This window comes from Kitasatospora sp. NPDC023385, from assembly GCF_055664045.1.
In genome coordinates this window covers 323,131-346,847 of the sequence record NZ_JBVOOL010000004.1, presented here as the reverse complement: position 1 = coordinate 346,847, position 23,717 = coordinate 323,131, and the positions used below count along the sequence as shown (strand labels likewise).

General features: G+C 76.0%; 18 protein-coding genes. 9 read left to right on the top strand and 9 right to left on the bottom strand.

Annotated elements, in window-relative coordinates:
* Nucleotides 1-103: 103 nt before the first annotated feature.
* The 3 genes from AC0B61_RS09410 to AC0B61_RS09400 all read left to right on the top strand — a co-directional run bounded on the left by AC0B61_RS09410 (nt 104) and on the right by AC0B61_RS09400 (nt 2,418).
* Entirely contained in the window at nt 104-1,486 is a 1,383-nt protein-coding gene (locus AC0B61_RS09410) for a D-alanyl-D-alanine carboxypeptidase family protein (protein WP_471740024.1), read from the top strand.
* Nucleotides 1,487-1,530: 44 nt separating this feature from the next.
* Nucleotides 1,531-1,944 carry a PPOX class F420-dependent oxidoreductase gene (locus tag AC0B61_RS09405; RefSeq protein WP_471740023.1) on the top strand — a complete coding sequence of 138 codons (414 nt, stop codon included), beginning with the start codon at nt 1,531-1,533 and terminating at the stop codon, nt 1,942-1,944.
* A gap of 72 nt (nt 1,945-2,016) precedes the next feature.
* A complete protein-coding gene (locus AC0B61_RS09400) occupies nt 2,017-2,418 on the top strand; it encodes a PIN domain-containing protein (RefSeq protein WP_471740022.1) in 402 nt (133 codons plus the stop codon).
* Here the strand turns inward: AC0B61_RS09400 and AC0B61_RS09395 are convergent, their stop codons facing one another.
* A complete protein-coding gene (locus tag AC0B61_RS09395) occupies nt 2,419-4,173 on the bottom strand; it encodes a TROVE domain-containing protein (protein WP_471740021.1) in 1,755 nt (584 codons plus the stop codon).
* 308 nt (nt 4,174-4,481) lie between these two features.
* On the opposite strand from AC0B61_RS09395, the gene AC0B61_RS09390 reads away from it, so the two are divergent.
* Genes AC0B61_RS09390 through AC0B61_RS09380 form a run of 3 tightly spaced genes read left to right on the top strand, consistent with a single transcriptional unit; the run spans nt 4,482 to nt 7,422 of the window.
* Nucleotides 4,482-4,643, top strand: a complete 162-nt coding sequence (locus tag AC0B61_RS09390; protein WP_471740020.1) for a hypothetical protein — start codon at nt 4,482-4,484, stop codon at nt 4,641-4,643.
* Nucleotides 4,640-6,940, top strand: coding sequence for a heavy metal translocating P-type ATPase (locus AC0B61_RS09385; protein ID WP_471740019.1), 2,301 nt, complete (start codon nt 4,640-4,642; stop codon nt 6,938-6,940). Before AC0B61_RS09390 ends, AC0B61_RS09385 begins: the two co-directional genes overlap by 4 nt.
* Nucleotides 6,937-7,422: a copper chaperone PCu(A)C domain-containing protein gene (locus tag AC0B61_RS09380; protein ID WP_471740018.1), complete on the top strand. Its 486-nt coding sequence runs from the start codon at nt 6,937-6,939 to the stop codon at nt 7,420-7,422. Before AC0B61_RS09385 ends, AC0B61_RS09380 begins: the two co-directional genes overlap by 4 nt.
* 114 nt (nt 7,423-7,536) lie before the next feature.
* On the opposite strand, the gene AC0B61_RS09375 is transcribed toward AC0B61_RS09380, so the two are convergent.
* Together AC0B61_RS09375 and AC0B61_RS09370 are read right to left on the bottom strand one after the other, a co-directional pair.
* Entirely contained in the window at nt 7,537-8,412 is an 876-nt protein-coding gene (locus AC0B61_RS09375; RefSeq protein WP_471740017.1) for a universal stress protein, read from the bottom strand.
* A 279-nt stretch (nt 8,413-8,691) separates the two neighbouring features.
* Nucleotides 8,692-9,852 (bottom strand): DUF4185 domain-containing protein, encoded by a 1,161-nt coding sequence (locus tag AC0B61_RS09370; RefSeq protein WP_471740016.1) that lies wholly within the window; start codon nt 9,850-9,852, stop codon nt 8,692-8,694.
* 437 nt (nt 9,853-10,289) lie between these two features.
* Between AC0B61_RS09370 and AC0B61_RS09365 the strand changes: the two genes are divergently transcribed.
* The gene (locus AC0B61_RS09365) at nt 10,290-10,739 is read left to right on the top strand and encodes a DUF6924 domain-containing protein (protein ID WP_471740015.1); all 450 of its coding nucleotides are present in this window, start codon (nt 10,290-10,292) and stop codon (nt 10,737-10,739) included.
* 46 nt (nt 10,740-10,785) lie between these two features.
* Here AC0B61_RS09365 and AC0B61_RS09360 read toward each other — a convergent pair whose 3' ends face one another.
* Nucleotides 10,786-11,439: a TetR/AcrR family transcriptional regulator gene (locus tag AC0B61_RS09360; protein WP_471740014.1), complete on the bottom strand. Its 654-nt coding sequence runs from the start codon at nt 11,437-11,439 to the stop codon at nt 10,786-10,788.
* A gap of 215 nt (nt 11,440-11,654) precedes the next feature.
* Between AC0B61_RS09360 and AC0B61_RS09355 the strand changes: the two genes are divergently transcribed.
* Nucleotides 11,655-12,635: an alpha/beta hydrolase gene (locus AC0B61_RS09355; protein WP_471740013.1), complete on the top strand. Its 981-nt coding sequence runs from the start codon at nt 11,655-11,657 to the stop codon at nt 12,633-12,635.
* Nucleotides 12,636-12,797: 162 nt separating this feature from the next.
* Here the strand turns inward: AC0B61_RS09355 and AC0B61_RS09350 are convergent, their stop codons facing one another.
* On the bottom strand, nt 12,798-13,373 hold the full coding sequence (locus tag AC0B61_RS09350; RefSeq protein WP_471740012.1) for a hypothetical protein: 576 nt from the start codon (nt 13,371-13,373) through the stop codon (nt 12,798-12,800).
* Nucleotides 13,374-13,844: 471 nt separating this feature from the next.
* On the bottom strand, nt 13,845-16,943 hold the full coding sequence (locus AC0B61_RS09345; protein ID WP_471740011.1) for an ATP-binding protein: 3,099 nt from the start codon (nt 16,941-16,943) through the stop codon (nt 13,845-13,847).
* A gap of 659 nt (nt 16,944-17,602) precedes the next feature.
* On the opposite strand from AC0B61_RS09345, the gene AC0B61_RS09340 reads away from it, so the two are divergent.
* Nucleotides 17,603-19,459: an AfsR/SARP family transcriptional regulator gene (locus AC0B61_RS09340; protein WP_471740010.1), complete on the top strand. Its 1,857-nt coding sequence runs from the start codon at nt 17,603-17,605 to the stop codon at nt 19,457-19,459.
* Nucleotides 19,460-19,488: 29 nt separating this feature from the next.
* On the opposite strand, the gene lanKC is transcribed toward AC0B61_RS09340, so the two are convergent.
* The 3 genes from lanKC to AC0B61_RS09325 all read right to left on the bottom strand — a co-directional run bounded on the left by lanKC (nt 19,489) and on the right by AC0B61_RS09325 (nt 23,687).
* On the bottom strand, nt 19,489-22,023 hold the full coding sequence (gene lanKC / locus AC0B61_RS09335) for a class III lanthionine synthetase LanKC (protein ID WP_471740009.1): 2,535 nt from the start codon (nt 22,021-22,023) through the stop codon (nt 19,489-19,491).
* Nucleotides 22,024-22,131: 108 nt separating this feature from the next.
* Nucleotides 22,132-23,352, bottom strand: coding sequence for an MFS transporter (locus tag AC0B61_RS09330; protein WP_471740008.1), 1,221 nt, complete (start codon nt 23,350-23,352; stop codon nt 22,132-22,134).
* Nucleotides 23,353-23,489: 137 nt separating this feature from the next.
* A complete protein-coding gene (locus AC0B61_RS09325) occupies nt 23,490-23,687 on the bottom strand; it encodes a hypothetical protein (protein WP_471740007.1) in 198 nt (65 codons plus the stop codon).
* Nucleotides 23,688-23,717 lie beyond the last annotated feature (30 nt).

Here is a 23,717-nt window from a genome sequence, read left to right as displayed (position 1 = left end):
CGACCGGGCACCACCAAAGTCGTGGGCGGCGGTCTCCCGGCGCGGGGCACCGGACGGAGCAGCAGGCACGGCGGCCCGACGGCGGCCCGGGTACGTTCGCCGTGTGCCTCCCAAGCCCCTGCAGCAGAAGTCACCGTACGTCACCAGGGCCGCGGCCGGTGCCGCCGTCTCCGCCCTGGTGCTCGCCGCCGGCGCCGCCGCGGCCCTCGCCCAGGACGCCGCCGGCCCGGTCGGCGGGGAGCGGCTCGCCGGGTCGTCCGTCCAGGTCGCGCCGCTGGCCGGGGCGCCCGCGCTGCCGTCCGCGCTGTCCGGCCGCTCCTGGCTGGTCGCCGACGCCCAGACCGGCGAGGTGCTCGCCGCCCGCAACGCCCATCTGCCGCTGCCCCCGGCCAGCACGCTCAAGATGCTCTTCGCGGACACCGTGCTGCCCAAGTTCGACCGCGCCCTGGAGCACAAGGTCACGTCTGCCGAACTCGCCAGCCTCGGCGCCGGCAGCAGCCTGGTCGGCGTCAAGGAGAACCTGCCGTACCGCGTCGAGGACCTGTGGCGGGGTGTCTTCCTCAGCTCCGGCAACGACGCCGTCCACGTCCTCGCCCACATGAACGGCGGCATACCGCAGACCGTCGCCGAGATGCAGGCCCGCGCCGGGACGCTGCAGGCGAAGGACACCAAGGTGGTCTCCCCGGACGGCTACGACATGGACGGCCAGGTCTCCTCCGCCTACGACCTCACCCTGTTCGCCCGCGCCGGGCTGCGCAACGCCGACTTCCGCTCCTACTGCGGCACCCGCACCGCGCACTTCCCCGGCGGGCTGGACAGGCTCACCGGTCAGCGCACCAGCTTCGACATCGCCAACACCGACCGGCTGCTCGGCACCTACCCGGGCCTGATCGGCGTCAAGAACGGCTACACGACGAACGCGGGCGCCACCTTCACCGGCGCCGCCGAACGCGGCGGGCGCACCCTGCTGGTGACGGTGATGCACCCCGAGGCGCAGGGCAAGGTCTACGAGGAGGCCGCCAGCCTGCTCGACTGGGGCTTCGCGGCGGCGGGGAAGGTCCAGCCGGTCGGCCGGCTGGTCGACGACCTCGGCGCCCCGGCCGCCGACCCCCGCTCCTCCCAGGCCCCCTCCCCGGCGCCCTCCCACGCCCCCTCCCCGGCCGCGGAGGCCGAGGCCGACTCCCAGCTGCCGCCGTGGTCCCGGCCGCCCGTCATCAGCGGCGACGGAGTCGGCCTCGCCCCCGCCGTCTGGACGGCCGCCGTCCTCGGCACCGCCCTCGCCGTCTGGGCCACCGCCCGCGCCGCCGGCCGCCGCCGCACCGCACTCGCTGCCGCGCCCGCTGCTGCCACCCCGCCGTACCGCGGCGGCGCGACCGCCCTGGGCGGCGCCAGCGGCCTCGGCGGCCACGGCCGCCGCCGCCTCACCCGCCGCGCCCGCGCCCTCCTGCGCTCCGCCCGCACCCGCGGGCCCCGCGCGCCACGCTGACCTGCGGCCTGATCCCCTGCCGTGTGCCCTCTAGACTTCCGGCCATGACCACGCCCGACCCCTCCGCCGCGGACCGGCTCGCCCGGATCGTCCAGCTCTCCACCGGGAGCTACCTGCTCGTCACCACGTACAAGAAGGACGGCACCACCGTGCCGACCCCGGTGTGGGTGGTCCGGGACGGGGAGGCGCTCGGCGTCTGGACCGTCGCCGACTCCTGGAAGGTCAAGCGGATCCGCAACCGGGCCGACGTCCTGGTCGGCCCGTGCGACGTCAAGGGCCGGCCGACCGGTGAGCAGTACCCGGCCACCGCCGAGATCCTCGGCCCCGAACGCACCGCCGCGTACCGGACACTGCTGCGCCAGAAGTACGGGCTGCTCGGCGTGCTCACCCTGCTCGGCAGCCGGCTCCGGCGCGGCGAGCGCGGCACCGTCGGCATCCGGATCACCCTCGCGGACTGACGCCGGGTACGGGCAGGCCGTGCGCGTCGCCGGTTGGCCCGGACGCGGCCCGCGGTGGCAGGCTTGACGGCCATGGGAGAGAACGAGGCCGCGCCGCCGCCGCTGCTGGTGGTGGACGGCGCGAACGTGGTCGGATCGGTGCCCGACGGCTGGTGGCGGGACCGGCTGGGCGCTGCCGAGCGGCTGCGCGACGCGCTGGTCGCAGTCGCCGCGCGGGGCGTGCCGGACCGGCCGGGGCCGCTGGAGGTGGTCCTGGTCGTGGAGGGGGCGGCCCGGGGCGTCGCCGGACGGCCCGAGGTGCGGGTGGTCGAGGCGAGCGGCAGCGGGGACGACCGGATCGTGGAGCTGGTCCGGGCCGCCCGCGCCGAACACCCGGAGCGGCCCTGCCTGGTCGTCACCGCCGACCGCGAACTGCGGGCCCGCGTCGGCGCGCTGGGCGCCGACGTGACCGGACCGCGCAGCGTGCGGCCCTGATCACCCCGACCCCGACCCCGCTCCCAGCGCCGCTCCCGCCTCGCTCCCACCGCACTCCCACGGCCAGGCGGCGGCGTCGCCACGCTCCAGCAGCGGGATCAGCTCGAACGACGCGTCGCTGAGCCCGCCGAAGGTGTAGCGGTGCGGGCCCGGGGCGGTGTGACCGGTGGCGTAGCCGGCCAGGTTCCAGGTGTAGACCGGGACGTTCGAGGGCACGGGCGCGAAGACGCCGTACGGCGACCAGTGGGTCTGCTCGTCGGTCACCACGACCACCCGGTCGTGGCCCCGGTAGTGCGTCCGGACCGCGTAGCCCGTGGCGGTGCCGCCCAGGTTGCGGAAGCGCCGCAGGGTCTGCAGCACCGACGGCTCCGGTTCGACCACCCGGCTGTCGCTGCCGAACTGGACCAGGTCGGCCTGTTCGGCCCGCAACGCCAGCGCGGTGCCGAAGATGGCGGCCGAGTCCGCCCGGTTGAGCCGGGTCCGGGCCGACGGCTGGTCGAACATCGAGCCCGAGCGGTCCACCAGCACCAGCGTGCGGCCCGGCAGCGCGGGCACCCTGGCCAGCGAGTGGCCGAGGGCGGTCTCCAGGGCGTCGGTCCAGCGCGGCGAGCGCGCGGCGCGGTGGGCGGCCAGGAAGCGGAACGGGAACTGCCGGGAGCGCCGCACCTCCTCCGGGTCGGCGACCCGGCGGGCCACCTCCGCCGCCACCTCGTCCGAGACCCCGGCCTGGTCGAAGTTGCGCAGGTTGCGCACCAGCGCCATCGGCCCCATCGAGGGGATGACGGCCTCCCAGGCGGCGGCGTCCAGCGGGCCCTGCAGCCAGCCGGCCAGGGCCTCCCAGGTCATCCCGGCCGCCGCGAGGCGCTGCGCGCCGCCGGGCTCGGTGACCAGCGCGCGGCGGTCCGCCGTCGGGACCGCGAGCAGCGCGTGGTGGGCGCCCAGCAGGTGTTCGTCGGCGGGCGGCAGGGCGTGCTCCGGGTGGTGGCGACGGTCCAGGGCGTACCGGAACAGCGCGCCCTGCCAGGGCTTGGCCGGGTCGGGTGCGGGGTGGGTCAGCTCCAGGACGTCGCCGAAGCGGAAGCCGTGCGAGGGGGTGTCGTACTTCAGCAGGGCGCGGCCGGTGTAGAGGCGGCGGACGGCGTCGCCGATGCCCCGGCGCAGCGGCTGGGGCAGCCGACGGCCGTACCGGGACGTCCAGTACGCCAGCAACTCGCCCGGTTCGTCCGGTCGTTGGAGCACCGCGTCGACGGCCTGGCGGGAGCACCCGGCGGCGGCGGCCGCGGCCCGGGCGTGGACGAACTCGGCGGCTCCGACGACGGCGGCCGTCCGGATGCGGGCCTCGGTGCGCAGCCAGTGCAGGAGGCCGAGGGTCCACCGCGGGTCGCTCACGGCGTGCTCGCGGATCAGGCGGACGTAGCGTTCGTCCCGCTCGGCGGCCGCCTCGTAGAAGCTCTCCTGTCCGTACAGGTGGGAGACGGCGAGGAGGAACAGCTCGGCCTTCGGCTCCCGGACGTATCCGGCGCCGCCCTGGTGGTTGGCGACCGTACCGGCCTCGCCTGCCGCCCCGCCCAGGCCCGTCGCCCGGCGCGAGATGACCGGCGGCGGTGGCCACCGGAGGTGACGGACCTCCGGAACGGGCCACTGCCCGTCGGTGGCGAGCGGGGAGGACACGCCGCGCCTGGTGAGTCCCGGTAGTTCTCGCTGGATCTCGGCCCTGGTGTCGGCCTTGGTCCGTTGGCGGTTGAACCGGGTCATGCAGAGGTCCCCCTGGTGGGTGGTCAGGCTGGGCTGGGAGGCGTGGGAGCGGTGGGAACAGTCGGAGCGGTGGGAGCGCACGCGGAGGCAGGCGCCTCCCGGGATCAGAAGTGGCACCGGCGGCACTTGTTTTGGTCAGGAAGTAACCGGGGCCGGGCGCATCGGGAGGCGCCGTCCCGGACGCTACCCGGACGGCCGCGGGCCGTCATCCGAATTATTCGCGCGAGGATTTCGGAACGTACGGGAACCGACCGCGCTGCCCGTCCGACTGCTGGTGGGTGAGTGCGAAGTCGCCGGGAGCCCGGCCCTTGAGTGTGCTGGCGGGGTTCGCCCTGCTGTTGGTGGTGGTGTTCGTGGTGGCCTACGGAACGGGCCGGCAGGTGGGGCCGGTGGCGCCCGGGCTGCGGCCGGGCAGCGGAAGCCCGGCGTCCCCCGGGATGGACGGGCACGGCATGGACGGGATGCGGTGAGCGCCGTCGCGGGGACCGGTGCCGGGGCCCTGGTCTCCACCGACCTGGCGGTCGGCGGGATGACCTGCGCGGCATGCGTGGGCCGGGTCGAGAAACGGCTGGCCCGGATCGACGGGGTGACGGCCGGGGTGAACCTGGCGACGGGCCGGGCCCGGGTGCTGCACCCGGCCGGGGTGCCGGTGGCCGATCTCGTGGCCGCCGTCGAACGGGCCGGCTACACCGCCGAGCCGGCACCCGCGGGAGCGCCGGTCGGGGTGGCGGAGGAGGAGCCGGCCGAACGGTGGCGGCTGCTGGTGACCGCCCTCCTGGCCGTCCCCGTGCTGGCCCTGTCCATGGTGCCCTCGCTGCAGTTCGCGGCCTGGCAGTGGGTCTGCTTCGCGCTGGCCGTCCCGGTGGTGACCTGGGGCTCGGCCCCCTTCCACCGCCGGGCCTGGCAGGGGCTTCGGCACGCGGCGGCGACCATGGACACCCTGGTCAGCCTGGGCGTGGTGACCTCCTTCGGCTGGTCCGCGTACGCCCTGGTGCTCGGCGGCGCCGGCGATCCGGGCATGCGGATGCCGTTCTCGCTGACCGCCGACGGCGGCGGCGCGGCACACGTGTACCTGGAGGCGGCGGTCGGGGTGCCGCTGTTCGTGCTCGCCGGGCGGCTGCTGGAGAGCCGGGTGCGCCGGCGCAGCGGCTCCGCGCTGCGGGCACTGGCCGAGCTGGGCGCCAAGCAGGTGTGCCTGCGGGAGGCGGACGGCGAGGAGCGTCTGGTGCCGATCGAACTGCTGCTGCCCGGGCAGGAGTTCGTGGTGCGCCCGGGCGAGCGGGTGGCCACCGACGGGGTGGTGGTCGAGGGCGGTTCGGCGCTCGACCTGAGCCTGCTGACCGGGGAGAGCGTGCCCGTCGAGGTCGGCCCCGGGGACGCGGTGGCGGGGGCGACGGTGAACGTCGGCGGCGCGCTGGTGGTCCGGGCCACGGCCGTCGGCGCGGACACCCAACTGGCCCGGATCACCGCCCTGGTCGTGGACGCCCAGGCCGGCAAGGCCCGGGCGCAGCGCCTGGCGGACGCGGTGGCCGGGGTGTTCGTGCCCTGCGTGCTCGCGGTCGCGGCCTCGGTGCTGGGCTTCTGGCTGGGCGCGGGCGCGGCCCCGCAGGCCGCGGTCACGGCGGCCGTCGCGGTGCTGGTGGTGGCCTGCCCGTGCGCGCTCGGACTGGCGACGCCGACGGCACTGCTGGCGGCGACCGGGCGGGGCGCGGAGCTGGGCGTACTGGTGCGCGGCCCGGAGGTGCTGGAGAGCCTGCGCCGGGTGGACACCGTGGTGATGGACAAGACCGGGACGCTGACCACCGGCCGGATGGAGCTGGCCGCGGTGGCCACGGCCGACGGCGTCACCGAGGTGGAGGCGCTGCGGCTCGCCGGCGCGGTCGAGCACCGCTCCGAGCACCCGATCGGCCGGGCCGTCGCGGCGGCGGCCAGGGAGCGCTGCGGGGCCCTGCCCGCCGTGGACGGCTTCGCGGCGGCCGCCGGGCTCGGGGTGTCGGGGACCGTCGAGGGCCGGGCCGTCCGGGTGGTCCGGCCGGACGACACCGTGTTGCCCCCGGCATCAGCATCAGCCCCGGCATCAGCCTCGGCATCGGCATCGGTACTGGCTGAGGCGGTCGCGACAGCCGGCGCCGCCGGCCGCACCGCCGTCGTGGTCGAACTGGACGGACGGCCGGCGGCCGTCCTGACGGTCGGCGACACGCTGCGTTCGGGCAGCTGGCGGGCGCTGCACCGGCTGCGCGGGCTGGGCCTGGAGACGGTGCTGCTGACCGGGGACGGCCCCGGCGCCGCCCGGGCCGTGGCGGCCGAGCTCGGCATCGAGCGGGTGCACGCCTCGGCCTCGCCCGAGCGCAAGGCCGAAGTGGTGGCCGAACTGCGCGCCGCCGGACGGACCGTGGCGGTGGTCGGCGACGGCGTCAACGACGCGGTGGCGCTGGCCTCCGCCGACCTCGGGGTGGCCCTCGCCTCGGGCAGTGACGCCGCGATCGGCGCGGCCGGACTGACCCTGGTGCGCGGCGACATCGAGGCGGTGGTGGACGCCGTCCGGCTGGCACGGCAGACCCTCGCGACGATCCGGGCCAACCTGCTGTGGGCCTTCGGCTACAACCTGGTGCTGATCCCGCTGGCGGCGGTCGGACTGCTCAACCCGATGCTGGCGGCGGTGGCGATGTCGCTCAGCTCGCTGCTCGTGGTGGGCAACAGCCTGCGGCTGCGCACCTGGCAACCGGGGCGGGGCGGTTCCGCGCGACGGAAGGGGGCGCGGCGATGAGCGCAACGGAACGGCTGAAGGTCCTCGGCCCGCCGGTCGGCGCGGCGGCGCTGGCACTGGTCCTGCTCACCGGGTGGACGGCGGTCGGCGGAGCCGGCCGCTCCCGCCCGGTGGAGGCCGGGCCCGGCTGGGTCCTGCTGCCGACGGCGGGCGCGGCCACGGCCACGGCGGCCTTCTTCACCATTCGCAACCCGGGCGACATACCGGACGAACTGACGGGCGCGAGCTGGCAGTTCGGCGGTCGGATCACCCTGAAGCGGCACCTCCACCAGGGCGCGGCGGGCCGCTGGGAACCGGCCACGGCCCTGGCCGTGCCGAGCGGCGGCGAGCTGGCGATGTCCCCGGAGGACGCCGACCTGATGATCGCCGACCCGCCACCGCTGCGGGCCGGCCAGTGGGTGGAGTTCACCCTCACGTTCCGCCACAGCCCCGAACTCCGGCTCAGGGCACAGGTGCTGGCACCGGCGGAGCGGCCGCGCTGAGCGGCTTCCAGGGTTCGGGCCGCTGAGCCGCCGGGGCCGTTACCTCCTGCGCCCTGCGCGGCGGTCCCGGCGGGCGGCAGGGACATGCGCCCTGCCGCCTGCCCGGCCCGCTGGTCACCCGTGCGGGACGACCGCGACCGGGGCCTCCGCGTGGTGCAGCACCGCGTGCGCGACCCGGCCGAGCCGGGGGCCGACCTCGCCCGCGCGCCTGCGCCGCCCGACCACGACCAGCGCGGCTGCCGCCGACGTCTCGACCAGCCCGCGGGCCGCGCCCAGGCGGACGTCCTCGACCACCGCGACGCCCGGGTACTGCTCGCGCGGACCGGCCAGGGCGAGCGAGAGCAGCTTCGCCTCCAGCGCCTCCAACTGGGCGACCTCGCCCGCCGGGACGACCCCGCCCGCGTAGCCGAACACCGGCGGCAGGTCCCAGCCGTGCACCGCCCGGATCCTGCCGCCGCGCAGCGCGGCCTCGTGGAAGGCGAAGTCGAGCACGTCCGCCTCCGGGCTGTGCGCGTCGACACCCACCACCACCTCGGCCGCGCCCTGCGCACCCTCGTGGGCGTCCCGCACCACGACCACCGGCACGCCGCTGCGCCCGGCCACCGACCTGCTGACCGAGCCGAGCAGCAGCCCGGTGAAGCCGCCGCGACCGCGCGAACCGAGCACCAGCAGTTCGGCGTCCGCGGCGGCGGCCACCAGGCCGTCGACCGGCGCGTCCAGGACCGCGTCGGTCCGTACGGCCAGCTCCGGATGCCGCCCGCGGACGTCCTCGGCCGCCTCGGCGAGGGTCCGCTGGACGGCATCGGGCAGGTCGTCGGGCTCGGCGAACGCGGACACGCCGTCGGTCAGCCGCGGCCAGGCGTGCACCAGCCGGAGCGTTCCGCCGCGGCGCACCGCCTCCTCGGCGGCCCAGTGGGCGGCGGCGGCGCTCTGCGGCGAGCCGTCGACCCCGGCCAGCACGGTCGACGTCAGCTCGGTTGGCTCGCTCATCGGTATGCCTCCAAGAGAACCCCGACCCTCGGGCCGGGGAGGAATCGGACTCCCGCCCAGCGGGCCGGAGCCTTGCGATGGCCCGTCAGGTCGATGGCCCGTCAGGTGGTCATGGGAGGTGTGCGGGCCCCGGTCTTGCTGACGCCCCGTCCGCCCTCCCCCACCCTGGCAGCCGCGTCCGGCCCCCGACAGGGGCCGCAGGACCCTCGCCGACGGGACGAAAGGCCCGCCCGCGGAGTCTACGGCGGCAGAACCGGCCGGCCGCCGCCCCGTACCGGCTCAGGACAGCATGTTGATCCGGTACTGCATGATCCGGTAGTTCGTCGGGTCGTACCACTGGCTGACGACGATGTGGAAGTTGCCGAACGTCGAGCCGGGGATGACGAACCCGCCGTACGGGCTGGCGACGAGGTTGCCGGCCTCCTGGCCCGGGCTGCCGGGGAGGATCATGGCCTGCTCCAGCGTCCTGGTCAGGTCCGAGGTCGGGAGCGGGAAGACCATCGCCCTGATCGACAGCGGATCCATGTTCAGCCAGGTGAGGACGTACTTGCCGTCCATGGCGCGGAAGCACATCTCGCCCCACCGGCGGGTGCCGAAGACGGTCGTCGGGGCGGGCGCGTTCCACCGCCAGCCGCCGTCGGCGTAGCCCCACGGCTCGTAGGCGTCCGGATTGCCGAGGCTGTCCTTCCGCACCCGGTGCAGCAGCATTCCCGACTCCACCTCGCGGTTGAAGACGGTGGACAGGACGTAGCAGTAGCCGTCGTCGGCCACGGCGTACGTCTTCTGCTGGAACTGGCCGCCGTACAGGTCGCCCGCCCACTGGCACAGGTACTCCCAGGTCTCACCGTTGTCGGTGGAGCGCCAGAAGTCGGTGTGGTGGGTGTCGTAGATGACGCCGCGCATGAGGTGCATGTACATCACGCCGTCGACGACGAACACGTCGGAGGGGATCGCCGTCGTGAACTTGTCGCCGACCGGGTTGTGGGGCTCGTCGACCAGGCTGTTGGCGTGGCCGCCGCCGACGCTGCCGTCGATGCGCAGGTTGTTCAGGTCCGAGCTGCCGGAGCGCAGGCCGACCGGGGCGCGCCAGTCGGCGGCGCCCACCTGGTCGCCGTCGAAGGTGTCGCCGCAGACGAACAGCATGGTGCCGTCCGGGCACCGCACGGGGATGCCGAGGTCGGTCCACGGCGAGGCGAACGGCCCGGTCTCGGCCGGCCCGCTGAGGTTCTTCACCTTGGTCGCGATCGTCGGACTGGTCGGGTCGTACGGGCCGTTGGCGATCGCCGCGGTGGCGCCCGGACCGAGGGCCCCCGCCCCCACGGCGGCGCCGAGGCCGAGGCCGATCCTGAGGAGCCTGCGGCGGGAGGGCGCGTCCGAGAGGTCCGATGGGACCGGTGGGACCCGGGTCGGCGAGTTCCTGGAATTCCTGCGGCTTCGCATGGATCGCGCGTGGGTGGCGGCATGGTTCGCGCGGTTCCTATCGGTTCGCGCACCTCGATGGCGGCGGGCCGCCCCCGAGGCTACGGCGGCCCGGCGCCGTTCCATCGATCGGCGGACAAACATTCACCCGAACGGGGTAGGCGCGACGGATTGACCGGCTGACGTCGGCAGCGCGGCAGGTGTTCCACGGCGCACTCCGCCGGCCCGTCGACCAGGCACACGCCCGGTAGTCCCCGCAGCCGGACTGCGGTGGTGTTCCGATCCGGGAGATGGACTGGTGCGAACGAACCGGCGGGCCCTAGGGTGGCGCCTAGTCACATCGCCGAGTCCGCCGCCCGGGCGTACGGGGTGCCCGCCGCGGCCGTCCAGAGCTGAACCCGCCCCGGAAGACGCGCCCCACCACCTGTAGAGAGCGGAGCCCGAAGGTGCTGCCCCCTGTGACCGACCGGGACGAGTCCGCGGCGCTGATCATCAGAACCGACTTCGGCGACGAGCCGGCCTGGCGGGCCGTGTGCACCGAGCTGTCGAAGCCGTGGGGCGACGGCGACTACGACCCTGTCGTCCACCTCGTCGACGATCCGGCCTGGTCCGGCGCCACGGCCGACGACGTGGTCGCCGCCGTGTCCGCGGACGAGGACCTGAGCGTCGTCTTCCTCGCCGACCGCGCCACGATGCGCGACCAGGACCACCCGCTGCTGGTGGTGGCCGTCCTGACCAGGGACGAGTGCGAGAGCGACGAGGAGTTCGAGGCGTACGGCGCATCGGTCCGCGCCGTACCCGCCGCCGTCCACGACATCCACGCGAACCTGTCGATCGCGAACCTGGACATCGCCGACGTCGCCGAGGCCGCCCGGCTCGACCCCGCCGGAGTCTTCCGGTCCTTCTAGGACCCGTCGTCGAACCCCCGCCCGCGGGGCGGCCGGGCGGGCCGCGTCAGGGGATCCGGGCCTCGATGTCGGCGAGTTGGGTGGCGAGGATCTCCTCGAAGGCGGCGCGGCGGTCCGCGCCGAGCGGGCGGACGTCGCGGGCGAAGTGGGCCAGGGCGGGGAAGCGTTCGGGATCGGCGCCGAGCACCGCGACGCGGAACAGCTCGATGCCCTGTTCGTACTCCTCGGCGGTGACGGTGCTGATGCCGGCCTCGGCCGCGATCAGCGCGGCGAGGAGGACCACGAGGCGGTGGTAGCGCGCCGGGACCTCGCCGTCGGGCAGGCCGGACGCGCGCAGGGCCTGCAGCAGTTCCTCCATGACCAGCCTGGATCCGGTGCCGCTGGACGCGTAGCGCCCCCAGATCGCGGCGAGTTGGGGCTGCTCGCCGAAGGCCTCGCGCAGGCGCAGGGCCAGGGCGCTGATGCGCTGCCTCCAGTCGCCCTCGGGGCGGTAGCCGTCCATGGCGGCCAGGAGGATCCGGTCGGCGACCGCGCGCAGCAGTTCGGTCTTGTTGCGGAAGTGCCGGTAGAGGCTGGAGGAGTCGGTCCCGAGCGCGGCGGCGAGCTTGCGCACGCTGAACGTCTCGGCGTCGCCCGTGCGCAGCAGGTCCGCCGCCGTGTCCAGGATCTCCTCGGTCGACCATCGCCGTCGGCCAGTCATCCCGCTCCTCTCACCGCGCTCACGTCCGGGCTCAGCCTAACCCATGCGCTTGCCGTAGCACTTGGCGTTGCGCTTGGAGTTGCGCTTGGCGTTGCGCTTGGCGTTGCGCTTGGCGTTGCGCTTGTCGTTGCACGCACTGCGTGCATAATGAGGACAACGTGATGCCCGACCGCAAACGACACACCCGGCATCCGGCCGGGAGGGGAGCAGGGGACATGAGCGAGACCACCACCGCGAACACGAGCGGGACCACCACCGGGAAGCGGCCGCCGGAGCCGGACTTCTCCGCGATCACCACCGAGGAACTGATCGCTTACCGCGACGCGGAGAACGGCTTCCGTGCCTCCGACGCGGCGAAGGCGATCCTCGGAAAGCCGGACGCCGGCGCCCTGATCCACTGGCAGGAGATCGAGCTGCCCGGCCGCCGCCTACCGGTCCGGGTGTACCGGCCGGCGCCGACGGGACACGGCGAGGCCGCCGCCCGGACCGACCTGCCACTCGTGCTCCACGTCCACGGAGGCGGCTTCGTCGGCACGGCCGCGCAGTGCGACTGGGCCAACAGCCACCTCGCCGCCCACCTGCCCGCGCTCGTCGTCTCGGTCGAGCACCGCCTCCTCGCCCCGGACAGCCCGCTCGCAGACGCCGCCGACGACGGCTGGGACACGCTCCGGCACGTGCTGCGGCACGCCGCGCAGTGGGGCGTCGACCCGGCGCGCACCGCCGTCTTCGGCGAGAGCTGCGGCGGGCTGATCAGCGCCCTGACGGCCATTCGGGCCAGGGAGGCCGGCCTGGAGCTCAAGGCGCAGGTGCTGGTCAATCCCGCGACCGACGTGACCGCGACGATGGAGGACTACCCCTCGTTCGCCGAGTACGCCGGCCCGACCCGCGCCCTGCCGCAACTGCGGCTCGTCCAGCGGCTGGCCGTCCAGCCGGGAGCCTGCGCCGACGCATGCTCGCCGCTGTACGCGGACGATCTGAGCGGGCTCGCCCCCGCGCTCGTGGTGGTGCCCACCCATGACGCGCTCGCCGATCACGGCCGCCGCTACGCCGAGCGGCTGCGCGCGGCCGGCACGCCGGTGCGGCTCACCGAATACCCGGGCGCGAAGCACGCGTTCCTCGCCCTGCCCGGCGTGGAGCCGCAGGCCGAGGCCGCCCGGGCGGAGATCCTCCGGTTCCTCCACGCGGCCCTGGGGTGACGGAGGAACGCCGTCCTCGTCGCCGCCGTGACACGCCCCCCTGACGCGGCACCGACCCGGGGTGAGGCGCCCGCTCGCGGGCGCCTCACCGGACTTGAGGGCCGGGGATCGGCGCGGGCGGCAGCCGGGCCGCCGGCCGGGCGCCCGGCCGTCCGGGTGGGGTCAGCTCGGGAACGGCCAGACCGGGCACCACGGCCAGGTGATCTGGCCCGGGTAGGGCGGGCCCCACGGCGGGCACGGCGGCAGGGGCTGCGTCGACTGGGCAGAGGTCCAGAGGACCTTGCCGTTCAGCTGGACAGCTATGGCGCCCTCGTTGTAGATGGTCAGCTCGGCGCCGGGGTGGCCGCCGGTGTTGCTGGCCCACAGGGCGGTGTTGTCGGCGGCGTACACGACGAGGTTGCCGTCGCCCTGCATGGCCAGGATGTTGCCGTTGGGGATGGCGCCCTTGGCCACCCAGATCGGGGTGGTGTCGCGGTACAGGACGACATTGCCGTCGCCCTGCATGGCCAGCACGATGTGGCCGTTCGGCGAGTACCAGGCCTGGTTGCGGTTCAGCAGGCTGTTCATCGGAATGTGGGTGGGCTCGGACAGCGCGGCGGCCACGGCGGGAGCGGCGGCCACAGCGGGAGCGGCCGCCGGAACGGTCGGGGCGGCGTGGGCGATGCCCGTGGTGAGGGTGCCGAAGCCGACCGTGGCGAGGGCCGCCAGGGCGGCGACCCGGGAGCGGAGTCTGGACATGAGAGGGCCTGAAGTCCTTCCGGACAGAGGGGAGTTGACGGCGCGGTGTGGTTCTCCTGCGGCGCCTCGGCAGGTCCGGCGCCGCACCTCACGCTAGGGCCGTGGCGCGGGTGCCGAGCGGCAGGACCACCGGCAGCTTCGCCCTGCTCCCCCTCCGCCGCCTGCGCGGTGGGCGCGGCGTCGGCGCGGCGTCGGCGGCGTGATGTCGATCGGATGTCGGCGGCGAGGCCGAGGGAGGCCGGGTGCTCGACGGGCCGGGGGTCCGTGGACGTGCCTCCGGCCGGGTCCGTCCCCTGCGCGGACCCGGCCGGTAGCCCGTGGGCGGGCATGGGACAGGCGTGTCGACCGGGTTCGAGGGTCGCGGGTGCCTGTCCTGTGCCGTGGGGGTCGAGCCTAGGCGGACGCGTCTTACCGATGGCTTACCGATTGGTCTGCGGTCGGTGAGGCCGGAGTGAGCCCCGCACGGGGGTGTCAGTTCCCGTGCGTCGGGGTGTCGCTCAGCGCGCGGGCCTCGTCGAGGACGTGTGCGGCCGAGTCGGGCAGCCCGGCCGCCTCGTAGGCCCGGCCGAGTGTGCGGAGGGCGTCGGCGAGGAAGGAGCGCCAGCCGCGGGCGCGCCACATCAGGACGGACTCCTCCAGGTGGGCGACGGCCGAGCCGTGGTCGCCGGCCGCCAGGTCCAGTTCGCCGAGGATGCCGAGGGCCTGGGCGAGGTGGTGTCCGAGGTCGAAGCGCCGGGCGATGGCCAGTGCGGCGGTGACCGTCTCGCGGGCGCGGCCGTCGCCGGTGGCCGCGTGGAGGCTGGCCAGGTAGAGCAGGGAGAACGCCTCGACGTAGCGGTCGTCGAGGGAGCGGGCCATGGCGAGGGAGCGGGTGAGCAGTTCGCCGCCCCGTTCGACCTGGCCGGCCCGGCCGTGGGCGGCTCCGAGGAACTGGATCGCGGTCGCTTCGAAGCGGGTGTTGCCGATGAGCCGGGCGAGGCGCAGCGTCTCGGTGAGGTGCTCGATCGTGCGGTCGAGGTCGGTCTCCCCGTAGGCGATGGCGATGATCTGGTGGGCCCGGGCCTGGCCGCCCGGGTGGTCGTGGGTGGTGGCGAGGTCCAGGGCGCGGCGGGCCGCGTCGAGGGCTTCCTGTTCGCGGCCCTGGGCCACCAGGCTCCAGGCGGTGAGGACGAGGGCGTCGGCGGTTCCGCGCGGTTCCCGCACCTGCTCGAACAGGCGTTGCAGGTGCCGGGCGTGGCCCTCCAGGGCGACCATCGTCTGGCTGCCGTCCGTCAGGCCGACGGCCGTGTGGGTGTCGTCGGCCGGGGTGGTCCAGGTCGTGACCTCGATGAGGCCGCGGGTGAGGACGGCCGTGCCCAGGTGGTCGCCGGCCGTCCGGCAGGCCTGGAGGACGGCCAGGTGCGTGGTGCGCCAGTCGTCGTACAGGCCGCGCACGTCGCAGTACTTCTCCTGGCAGGCGGCGAGGTCCCAGGCGAGGGGGACCATGCGCAGCGCGGCGGCCTGGCGGGCGCTCGCGTTGAGGGCGGGCTGCTCGGCGTCGAACCAGGCCGTCGCGTCGTCCAGCAGCGCTGCCGTGACGGCGGTCGGCAGCGGGTGGCGCGGCGCGGCGCCGTGGATCGGCGCGAAGCAGGGGCCGGGCACCTGGTCGGCTGCCTGCTCGGCGAGCCAGAGCCAGGCGCCGAAGGCCCGTTCGAGCGCGGCGGTGCGTGCGGCCGGTTCGTCGGCGGCTTCGGCGTGCTCGCGCGCGTACAGCCGGACGAGGTCGTGGAAGCGGTAGCGCAGATGCGGTTCCGTGCCGGTCTCCTGCAGGAGTTGGGCGTCGATCAGCTCTTCCAGCTGCCGTTCGGCCTGCTCCAGGGGGATGTCGGCGACGGCCGCCGCGGCCCACGGTGCGAAGTCGGGCGCGTCGAGCAGGCCGAGCAGCCGGAAGGTGCGGCGGGTCGGCTCGGGGAGCCGGCTGTAGCCGACGGCGAAGCCGGCCCGTACGGCCAGGTTCCCGGCGGCCAGTTCGTCGAGGCGGCGCCGTTCGTCGCGCAGCAGGTGGGCGAGCCGGGCCAGGGTCCAGCGGGGCCGGGCGGCCAGGCGGGCCCCGGCGATGCGGACCGCCAGCGGCATGCCGCCGCACAGGTCGACGATCTGGGCGGCGGCCACCGGTTCGGCGGCGACGCGGTGGTCGCCGAGGATGCGGCGCAGCAGCGTACGGGCGTGGGGGGCGTCGAGTTCGTGGAGGTCGACGAGCCGGGCGCCGGGCAGGGCCGTGAGCGGGGCACGGCTGGTGACGAGGACGGCGGGGCGGGCGGGGCGGGGACCGGCCGGACGGCCTGCCGGGGGCTCCAGCGCCTGGTCTGCCGGATCTGCCGAGTGCGCCGGGGCTGCCGGGGTGCCGGGGAGCAGGGGCCCGAGCTGCTGCTCGTCGGCGGCGTTGTCGAGGAGGACGAGCGTGCGGCGGTCGGCGAGCAGGGTGCGGTACAGCGCGGCGCGCTCGTCCAGGGAGGCCGGGATCTCCCGGGGGTCGGCGCCGAGGGCGCGCAGGAAGGCGGCCAGGACGCCGGCGGGGTCGGCGGGTGAGTCGTCGGCGCCGCGCAGGTCCGCGTACAGGCGGCCGTCCGGGTAGTCGGCGGCGACGCGGTGGGCGGTGTGGACGGCGAGCGCCGTCTTGCCGATGCCGCCCATGCCGGCGATCACCGGCACCCGGCCGGCTGCCAGGGCGTCCAGGACGAGCCGCACCTGTTCGTGGCGGCCGGTGAAGTCCGTGACGTCGCGCGGCAGTTGGGAGGGCACTCGGGAGCGACCGCGGTCCGGGCGGGCGCCCTCGCGGTCATGTGACAGCAGCGTCAGGAAGACGTTCTGCACCTGCTCGCCCGGCTCGATCCCGAGCTCCTCGGACAGTCGCCGGCGCAGCGACTGGAAGCGGCGCAGCGCTTCGGCGGCCCGGCCGTCCGCCGCCAGCAGCTCCAGCAGTGCGGCGTGCACGGGCTCGTCGTACGGGTGCTCCTGCGCGAGTGCCGACACGACGGGAACGGCGGCCCGGGCCGCCCCGGCCACCCCATCCGCTCCGGTCGTTTCGGTCGCTTCGGTCGTTTCGGTGGCCAGGGCTTCCCGGGCCAGGGCCAGAACCGTGGCGCGCACCAGGCCCTCCGCGGACGCCACCAGCGGGTCCGCGCGGTTCAGCCGCTCCAGCCCCGCCAGCAGCGGGCCGCGCCGCAGGGCGATCGCCGCGGTCGGATCCCCGTCGGCGGCGAGCCGGCGGAACCGACCGAGGTCCACCGCGTCCGGCCCGGTCGCCAGCCGGTAGCCCTGCGCGTCGGACTCCAGGGTGACCGTCTCGTCCCCGAAGGTCCCGAGCCAGGTGCGCAACCGGGACATTCCGGTGTGCACCGCGCCCCGGCCGATCCGGTCCGCCTGCTCCGCCCACACCAGTTCCAGCAGCCGCCCGACGGGCAGCCGCTCCCCCTCCGCGAGCAGCAGGGCGCCCAGCAGCCCCCGCAGGACGGTGGCCCTCGGCAGCGCCTGCGGCACGGAGTCCACGGCGACCGTCAGGGGGCCCAGCAGCCCGAACGTCATCTTCATCCGCTTCAGCCCCCAGAGCTCACGACCGTGCCGAGACCCGGCCGTGCCGCCCGGTCGGGTGGCGACCGCCGGCCGCGGCGCGCCCATGACACTAGTACGGGCGCTGATCTGCGGCCGCCACCGGGCCGCGCGCCGTCGCCCCGTCGACACCGCGGGCTCGGGTCGATCGAGCCGCACCTCACCGGCCGCGCGCGGGCGTCGCCGTGGCGGCCCGTCCGGCTCAGCGGCCCTGCCGCCGGACGCTCCCCCCGCCCCCGTCCGCGCGTGGTGTCGCCGCCGCTCGGGCCCCGCTCGCCAAGCCGCGGAGGCCCGGTCGAGAACCGCCGGAACGCCGCCGCTCCCGCACTCCCGACCGCCAGGGCCCACGGACGTCCGCGCGCCGCCTGCAGCCCGGGCACCGCCACCGCCGCCCATCGCTGCCCACCGCGCGCGACCTGCCGAACGCCATCCGTACTCCCGTACGAGAGCACCCGCTGATGACACCTCCGGGCGGCCGAGTTGTGCGGACGGCGTGACCGAACCAGCTCGATTCCGTGCCCTTCAGCCCCGACCGGCCGTCAAGTAGCCTGCGCCACACCGACGGACCACCCACGATCCACTCGCGAACCACCCACGAACCATCCCCGCACCACCGCCGCCCACGCCCCGGAGGTACGCCGATGCCCCTGGCCCAGCCCGCCGCCCCCGCCCGGCTGCGCTTCTCCGTCCTCGGCCCGCTCACCGGCGAGGCCGCCGGCCGCCCGCTGGCCCTCGGGCCGTTGAAGCAGCGGCTGGTGCTGGCCGTGCTGCTGAGCCGGGCCAACGCGGCCGTCCCGGTCGACCTGCTCACCGACGCGGTCTGGCCCGAGGAGCCGCCGCGTACCGCCCGCAAGAACCTCCAGGTCTACGTCTGCACCCTGCGCGCCCTGTTCGGCCGCGAGGACGGGCCCGACCGGCTGGTCCACTCGTCCGGCGGCTACCTGCTGCGGCTCGCCGAGCCCGAGCTCGACCTCCTGCGGTTCCGCGCCCTCGCCCGGGCCGGCCGGGCCGCCGCCGACGGCGGTGCGCTCGCCCCGGCCGCCCGGCTGCTGCGCCAGGCCCTCGACCTGTGGCAGGGGCCGCCGCTCGCCGACCTGCGCTCCTCACCCGCCGTCGACGCGGAGGCGCGCCGCCTGGAGACGCACTGCCTGGGCGTCCACGAGGACTGGGCGGAGACCGAGTTGGAGCTCGGCAACGCCAGGGCCGTCGCCGAGGAGCTGGCCGAGCTCGCCGAGCGCCACCCGCTGCGTGAACGCCTCCAGGCCGGCCGGATGAACGCCCTCCACCTCTGCGGCCGCCAGGCCGAGGCGCTGGCCGTGTACGACACCCACCGCCAGTTGCTCTCCCGGGAGTTGGGCCTGGAGCCGAGCCCCGCCCTGACCGCCCGCTACCGCGAGCTGCTCGCCCGCGGCCGGACCGGGCCCGCGGCCGCCCGCGCGGAGCGCGCCGCCGCCCCGGGCGGCGCCCTGCTGCCCGCCGACACCGCCGACTTCACCGGACGGTCGGCCGAACTGCGCGAGCTGATCGACGAGTTGGCTGAGGGCAGCGGGCGCGTCGCGGTGCTCTCGGGCCCGGCCGGCAGCGGCAAGACCGCGCTCGCCGTGCACGCCGGCCACCTGCTCGCCGACCGCTTCCCGGACGGCCGGCTGCTCGTCCGGCTGCGAACCGCCGACGGCGCCCCGCGCCCGCTGCCCGAGGTGCTGGCCGAACTCGCCTCCCTCACCGCCCGGTCGGCCGCCGCTCCGTCGACCACCACTCCGTCGACCGGCGCCCCGGCCGACCCCGGCCAGGCCGCCGCGCTGTGGCGCGCCTCCCTCGCCGGGCGCCGGATGCTGCTGGTCCTGGACGACGCCCCGGGCGAGGCCGTGGTCCGCGAGCTGCTGCCGGGCTCCGGCCCGAGCGCCGTCCTGGTCACCTCCCGCAGCCAGCTCACCGGGCTCGCCTCGGTGCGCCGCGTCGCCGTCCCGCCGCTGGCGCCCGCCGAGGCCCTGGACCTGCTGGGCCGCATCGTCGGCACCGGCCGGCTCGGCACCGACCGTGCGGCCGCCGCCCGGATCGTGGACGCCTGCGGACTGCTGCCGCTCGCCGTACGGGTGGCCGGCACCCGGCTCGCCGTCCTGCGCCACCTCCCGCTCGCCGAGTACGCGGCCCGGCTGGAGGACCCGGCGGGGGCCCTGGACGAACTGGTCGCCGGGGACGTCACCGTCCGCGCCCGGCTGGACTCCGGCTGGCGGGACCTCACCGACCAGGGCCGCCTGGCCCTCGCCCGGCTCGCCGCCCTGCCGCTGTCCCTGCTGTTCACCCTCCCCGAGGCCGCCACCGCGCTCGGCCGCCCCGAGCGCCTCGCCCTGCGGACGCTCGAATCGCTCACCGACACCGGGGCGGTCACCTCGCCCACCGGCGAGGTCACCGCCCACGCCGCCCTGTACGCCCTTCCCCGGCTCACCCAGCTGCACGCCCGGGAGCGCGCGGCGGCCTGCCTCGACCCCGTCTCCTGACGCCGAGCCGGCCGGCGCGGCGCGGGGCCTCAGCCCAGCGTCAGCAGGTCCAGCACGTCCCCGCGCCCGCTTTCCTCCAGCCCCCACAGCCCGAGCAGCGCCCCCGCGGCCCCGGTGTGCAGGTCCGCCGAGAAGCGCCGCAGCCGCATCCCCGGCACCAGCAGGCCCTCCGGCCGCGCCACCAGGTGCCACTGCAGCCGCGCCACCTGCCCGGCGACGGCCTCCGCCGAGCCGCCCAGCCCGTCCAGCGCCAGCGTCAGCCCGACCCGCCCCCGGAACAGCCCCGGCTCCCGGACGAACCCGGGCGCGCAGACCGTCCGGACGGCCGCCAGGAACGCCTCCCCGTCGGGCAGCTCGGCCGTGTCCAGGAACTCCCGCACCACCAGGGCGATGCCGCTGCTCCCCCGGTCCAGGTACGCCAGCCGCCGCCCGGCCTCCAGCACCTGCACCGAGCCGTCCGGCACCCGCACGCACTGCGCCGTCGCCCGCTCCAGCGCCGCCCGCGCCGAGTCCAGCAGCCACGGCTCGCCGGTCCGCCGGTAAAGCCGGAGTTGGAGGAGCGCGATGCCCGCCAGCCCGTACAGCAGGCCGGCCGCGGTCGGCGCGTCCAGCCCGGCGACCTCCTCGCCGCGGACCACCGCGGCCAGCTCGCAGGCGTCGGCCAGCGCGTCCGCCGACTCCCGGCGGCCGCCCAGCGCGTCCGCGAGGCGCAGCCGGGCGAGCGCGGCGCCGGCCCGCCCGCCGAACAGTCCGGCCTCGCGTGCCGGGCGGGCCGCGCGCGCCCGTTCGAGCAGTTCCTCCGCCGCCTCCGGCCGCCCCACCCGGGCCAGCACCACGGCGACGCCGAGCGGCCCGTCGTACAGGCCGCCCGTGCCCGGCCGGGCACCGCGCCGGCGCAGCGCCGCGACCAGCCAGTCCGCGTACTCCGCCGGCCAGTCGGCGCCCGCCCGGTGCAGCGCGTACAGCACCCCGGCCGCTCCGTGCGCGACGCCCGTCCCGCCGTCGGCGAAGCCGGCCACGTCCCCCGGGAAGAGCCGGTCCGGCCGGTCCGGGGTGGCGCCCGCGTGGATCCCCGCGACCAGTTCCCGCCGGGCCGGTGCCCAGGACGGGCCGGCCAGCAGCTCCCGGCCCCGCCGCTCGCTCACCGACTCCGCCGTCGCCGCCGATGTCCCCGGTCGCACCGGCCCCTCCTCCGGTCCCAGCCCGAACCACTCCCGTGCCCGCCGCTCCAGAGCCGGCAGCTTGCCGGGGTCGCGGTCGGCCAGCTCCAGCACCGGCATCAGCAGCATCAGCCAGGTGGTCCACAGCATGTGGCGGTCCGCCCCGGCCCCGTCGAGCCCGGGCGGAATCCGCGGGCCGCCCGCCCCGGCCGTCGGCACCCGCCGGTCGTCCAGCGCCGCCGCGTACTCGAAGTCCACCAGCACCACCGAACCGTCCGGCCGGAGCACCACATTGGCCGGGTGCAGGTCCCCGAACCGCACGCCCCGCGCGTGCAGCGCGTCGAGCGCCTTGTCGAGGCCGGCGACCACCCCGCCCACCCACGCGGCGTACTCGGCGCGCTGCTGCGCGGTGCAGTCCTGGTGCACCAGCGGGTAGCGCCGGATCGCCTCGGTGAACAACTGGACGCCCTCGATGTGCTCCTGCACCAGGAAGGTGTGCTCCCACACCGTCCGCACCTCGTGCAGCCGGGGCACGCAGTCCAGCCCGGCGAGCCGCTCCAGCGCCCACCGCTCGCGCCGCAGCCGGGTCAGCGCGTCCGCGCCGGCCGCGTCCAGCCCGGCGTGCGGGCGGGCCTCGCGCAGCACCACCCGCTCCCCGGTACCCCGGTGCTCGGCCAGGTAGATCCCGCCGGCGTTGGAGAACTGCAGCACGTCGAGGATCCGGTACGGCAGTTCCCCGACGGCCGCCTCCCGCGCGGCCAGGTGCGGGCGCAGCGCCTCTGGCAGCCGCACCCACGGCGGCAGCCGGAACGCCGGCTCTCGCGAGTCCGGCACCAGGGCGCCGGACGGATCCCGCAGGGCGGGTGCGGGCCGTCCGGCGCCGTCCTGGCACCACAGTTCGACGAACGCCCCGTAGCGCGCGTACACCGGGGCGGTGCCGATCCGCAGGTCGGTCAGCACGTACGGCCCGGGGCGCCCGTCCAGCGCCGTCGCCAACTCCTCGGCCAGTCCGATGAATTCCTCCTCGGAGGGCGGGTACACGGTGACGAACTTGCCACTGCTGCCGCGCCCCGTGAACTTGCCGTTCGCCACCCGCAGCGCCGCCGGGCCGCGCAGGAACTTGAACACCACCCGGCGTGCGGCGCAGATCCGCGCGACGACGGCCAGCGTCTCCTCGGCGCCGTCCTCGACCGCCGACACGTGCAGCTTCCAGCCCTGCTCCGGCAGTCGGACCCCGTCGGGCCGCAGCACCGTCCACAGGCCCCGGTGCTCCCGGCGCCAGCCGTCGGGCGGCTCGCCGAGCCCCAGCGCGTAGCGGCTCGTCCGGTCGCGCAGCCGCCCGGGGGTGTCGTAGTACGTCGGGTCGGCGAGGCAGTACAGCTGGGTCTCGTGGGCGCCGGCCATGGCGCGCCTCCTTCCGGAACGGTTCGGACGGCGGGTCGGACAGCGTCGGAGGGGCGGCCCCGGCCGGCTTCCGGACGGTGTGCCCGGACGCCTTCCGGACGGCGGGGCTCAGACGGCGGGGCTCAGCGCCGGTCCGCGCCGCACCGGCGGCGCCCAGGTCACCACGGCCGCGCAGAGCGCGATGGCCAGCGCCAGCAGGGCGAAGGTACGGGTGCCGCCGACCGCGCCGAGCAGGGTGCCGCCCACCAGCGGGCCGAACGGCTGGACCAGGGTGGAGAGGAAGGCGGCGGCGCTCTGCACCCGGCCGATCCGGTCGGGCGGCGCGGCGAGCAGCATGCCGGAGACGAAACCGATGCTGGCGACGGTGGACAGGCACATGCAGGCCGCGCAGAGCAGCCCGACCAGCAGGGGCACCCGGGTCACCACCAGGACGCCGGCCGTCAGCGCGCAGGCCCAGCAGGCGAGCGCGACCAGGCTGCCGTCGCGGGCCCGGGCGCCCAGCTTCGGGGCGAGCAGCGCGCCGGCCAGGGCGCCGGCCGCGGTGCAGGAGACGACCGTGCCGCCGCCGACGCCGGAGCGGCCGCCGTCGGAGGCGACGGCCAGGGTGGCGAACATCAGCGCACTGAACGCGAAGTTCATCCCCAGGCCGAAGATCAGCAGCAGGGTCCGCAGGTAGGGCTGGTGCCAGATGAAGGACAGCCCGGCGGTCAACTCCCGCTTGTTGAACACCGATCCGCTCTTCTCGCCGGGCACCGACCGGGTCCGCATCAGGGCCACGCAGACCGTGGACAGCAGCAGTCCGACGCCCTCGGCGAGGAACGGCAGCACCGGGTGCCAGGCGAACAGCGCGCCGCCGCCGAGTGGTCCGATCAGCCGGGCCGCGGCGCCGCGTGCCTGCATCCGGGACGAGGCGTCGCGGGCCTGCTCACGTGGCACCACCGCGCGCAGCAGGCCGCCGGCGGCGGGGCCGTAGACGCTGGAGATCAGCGCCCCGGCCGCGGCGACCAGCAGGACCAGCGGCAGCGGGGTGTGACCGCGCAGCACGGCGACGACCAGGGCACTGACGGCGAGCAGGCTGACGACGTCGCAGACCCGCATCAGGCGGCGCCGCTCGACCCGGTCGGCGAGCACGCCGCCGGGCAGCATGGTGAGCAGCAGCGCGCCGACCGAGACGGTGCCGATCGCGCCCGCCCGGACGGCCGAGCCGGTCTCCCGGAGGACGAGCAACGGCAGGGCGATCGATGCGAGTTGGGAGCCGAGCGAGGCCAGCAGGCCGCCGGCCCAGAGCAGCCGGAAGTCCCGGTTGCGGGCGAGCGGGGTGGGCTCCATGGCCGTCCTCCGTGGTGGGGTGGGGGCGGATCGGGCCGGGGCGGCCCCGCGTCGGCGGGACCGCCCCGGAAGCCTTGCGCTACGGCCGGCGGCCGGGGGCGGTGGTGCGCCCGCCCCCGCCCCGGTGCCGGTGCCGGTCAGGCGGAGGTCTCGGCGCCGGCGACGTAGCTGATCAGGCTGAAGCAGTTGCCGTCGGAGGCCTCGGCGAGGACCTTCATCGACTGCAGGTCCAGGACGTTCGCGGCGTGCGCCTCGACCTCCGGGGCCTCCTCGCCGTTCTCGCCGACGTTCTGGTCGGTGTTCTGGTCGGTGTTCTGGTCGATGTTCTCAGCCATGGTCGAACTCCCTTCCACAGATGGTTCGTT

What these genes read in the sequence shown, in the direction of transcription:
- AC0B61_RS09340 (WP_471740010.1), top strand. Translation starts at nt 17,603, where the DNA reads ATGCCCCTGGCCCAGCCCGCCGCCCCCGCCCGGCTGCGCTTCTCCGTC.
- AC0B61_RS09360 (WP_471740014.1), bottom strand. Translation starts at nt 11,439, where the DNA reads ATGACTGGCCGACGGCGATGGTCGACCGAGGAGATCCTGGACACGGCG.
- AC0B61_RS09400 (WP_471740022.1), top strand. Translation starts at nt 2,017, where the DNA reads ATGGGAGAGAACGAGGCCGCGCCGCCGCCGCTGCTGGTGGTGGACGGC.
- AC0B61_RS09395 (WP_471740021.1), bottom strand. Translation starts at nt 4,173, where the DNA reads ATGACCCGGTTCAACCGCCAACGGACCAAGGCCGACACCAGGGCCGAG.
- AC0B61_RS09345 (WP_471740011.1), bottom strand. Translation starts at nt 16,943, where the DNA reads ATGAAGATGACGTTCGGGCTGCTGGGCCCCCTGACGGTCGCCGTGGAC.
- AC0B61_RS09370 (WP_471740016.1), bottom strand. Translation starts at nt 9,852, where the DNA reads ATGCGAAGCCGCAGGAATTCCAGGAACTCGCCGACCCGGGTCCCACCG.
- AC0B61_RS09355 (WP_471740013.1), top strand. Translation starts at nt 11,655, where the DNA reads ATGAGCGAGACCACCACCGCGAACACGAGCGGGACCACCACCGGGAAG.
- lanKC (WP_471740009.1), bottom strand. Translation starts at nt 22,023, where the DNA reads ATGGCCGGCGCCCACGAGACCCAGCTGTACTGCCTCGCCGACCCGACG.
- AC0B61_RS09325 (WP_471740007.1), bottom strand. Translation starts at nt 23,687, where the DNA reads ATGGCTGAGAACATCGACCAGAACACCGACCAGAACACCGACCAGAAC.
- AC0B61_RS09405 (WP_471740023.1), top strand. Translation starts at nt 1,531, where the DNA reads ATGACCACGCCCGACCCCTCCGCCGCGGACCGGCTCGCCCGGATCGTC.
- AC0B61_RS09350 (WP_471740012.1), bottom strand. Translation starts at nt 13,373, where the DNA reads ATGTCCAGACTCCGCTCCCGGGTCGCCGCCCTGGCGGCCCTCGCCACG.
- AC0B61_RS09330 (WP_471740008.1), bottom strand. Translation starts at nt 23,352, where the DNA reads ATGGAGCCCACCCCGCTCGCCCGCAACCGGGACTTCCGGCTGCTCTGG.
- AC0B61_RS09380 (WP_471740018.1), top strand. Translation starts at nt 6,937, where the DNA reads ATGAGCGCAACGGAACGGCTGAAGGTCCTCGGCCCGCCGGTCGGCGCG.
- AC0B61_RS09375 (WP_471740017.1), bottom strand. Translation starts at nt 8,412, where the DNA reads ATGAGCGAGCCAACCGAGCTGACGTCGACCGTGCTGGCCGGGGTCGAC.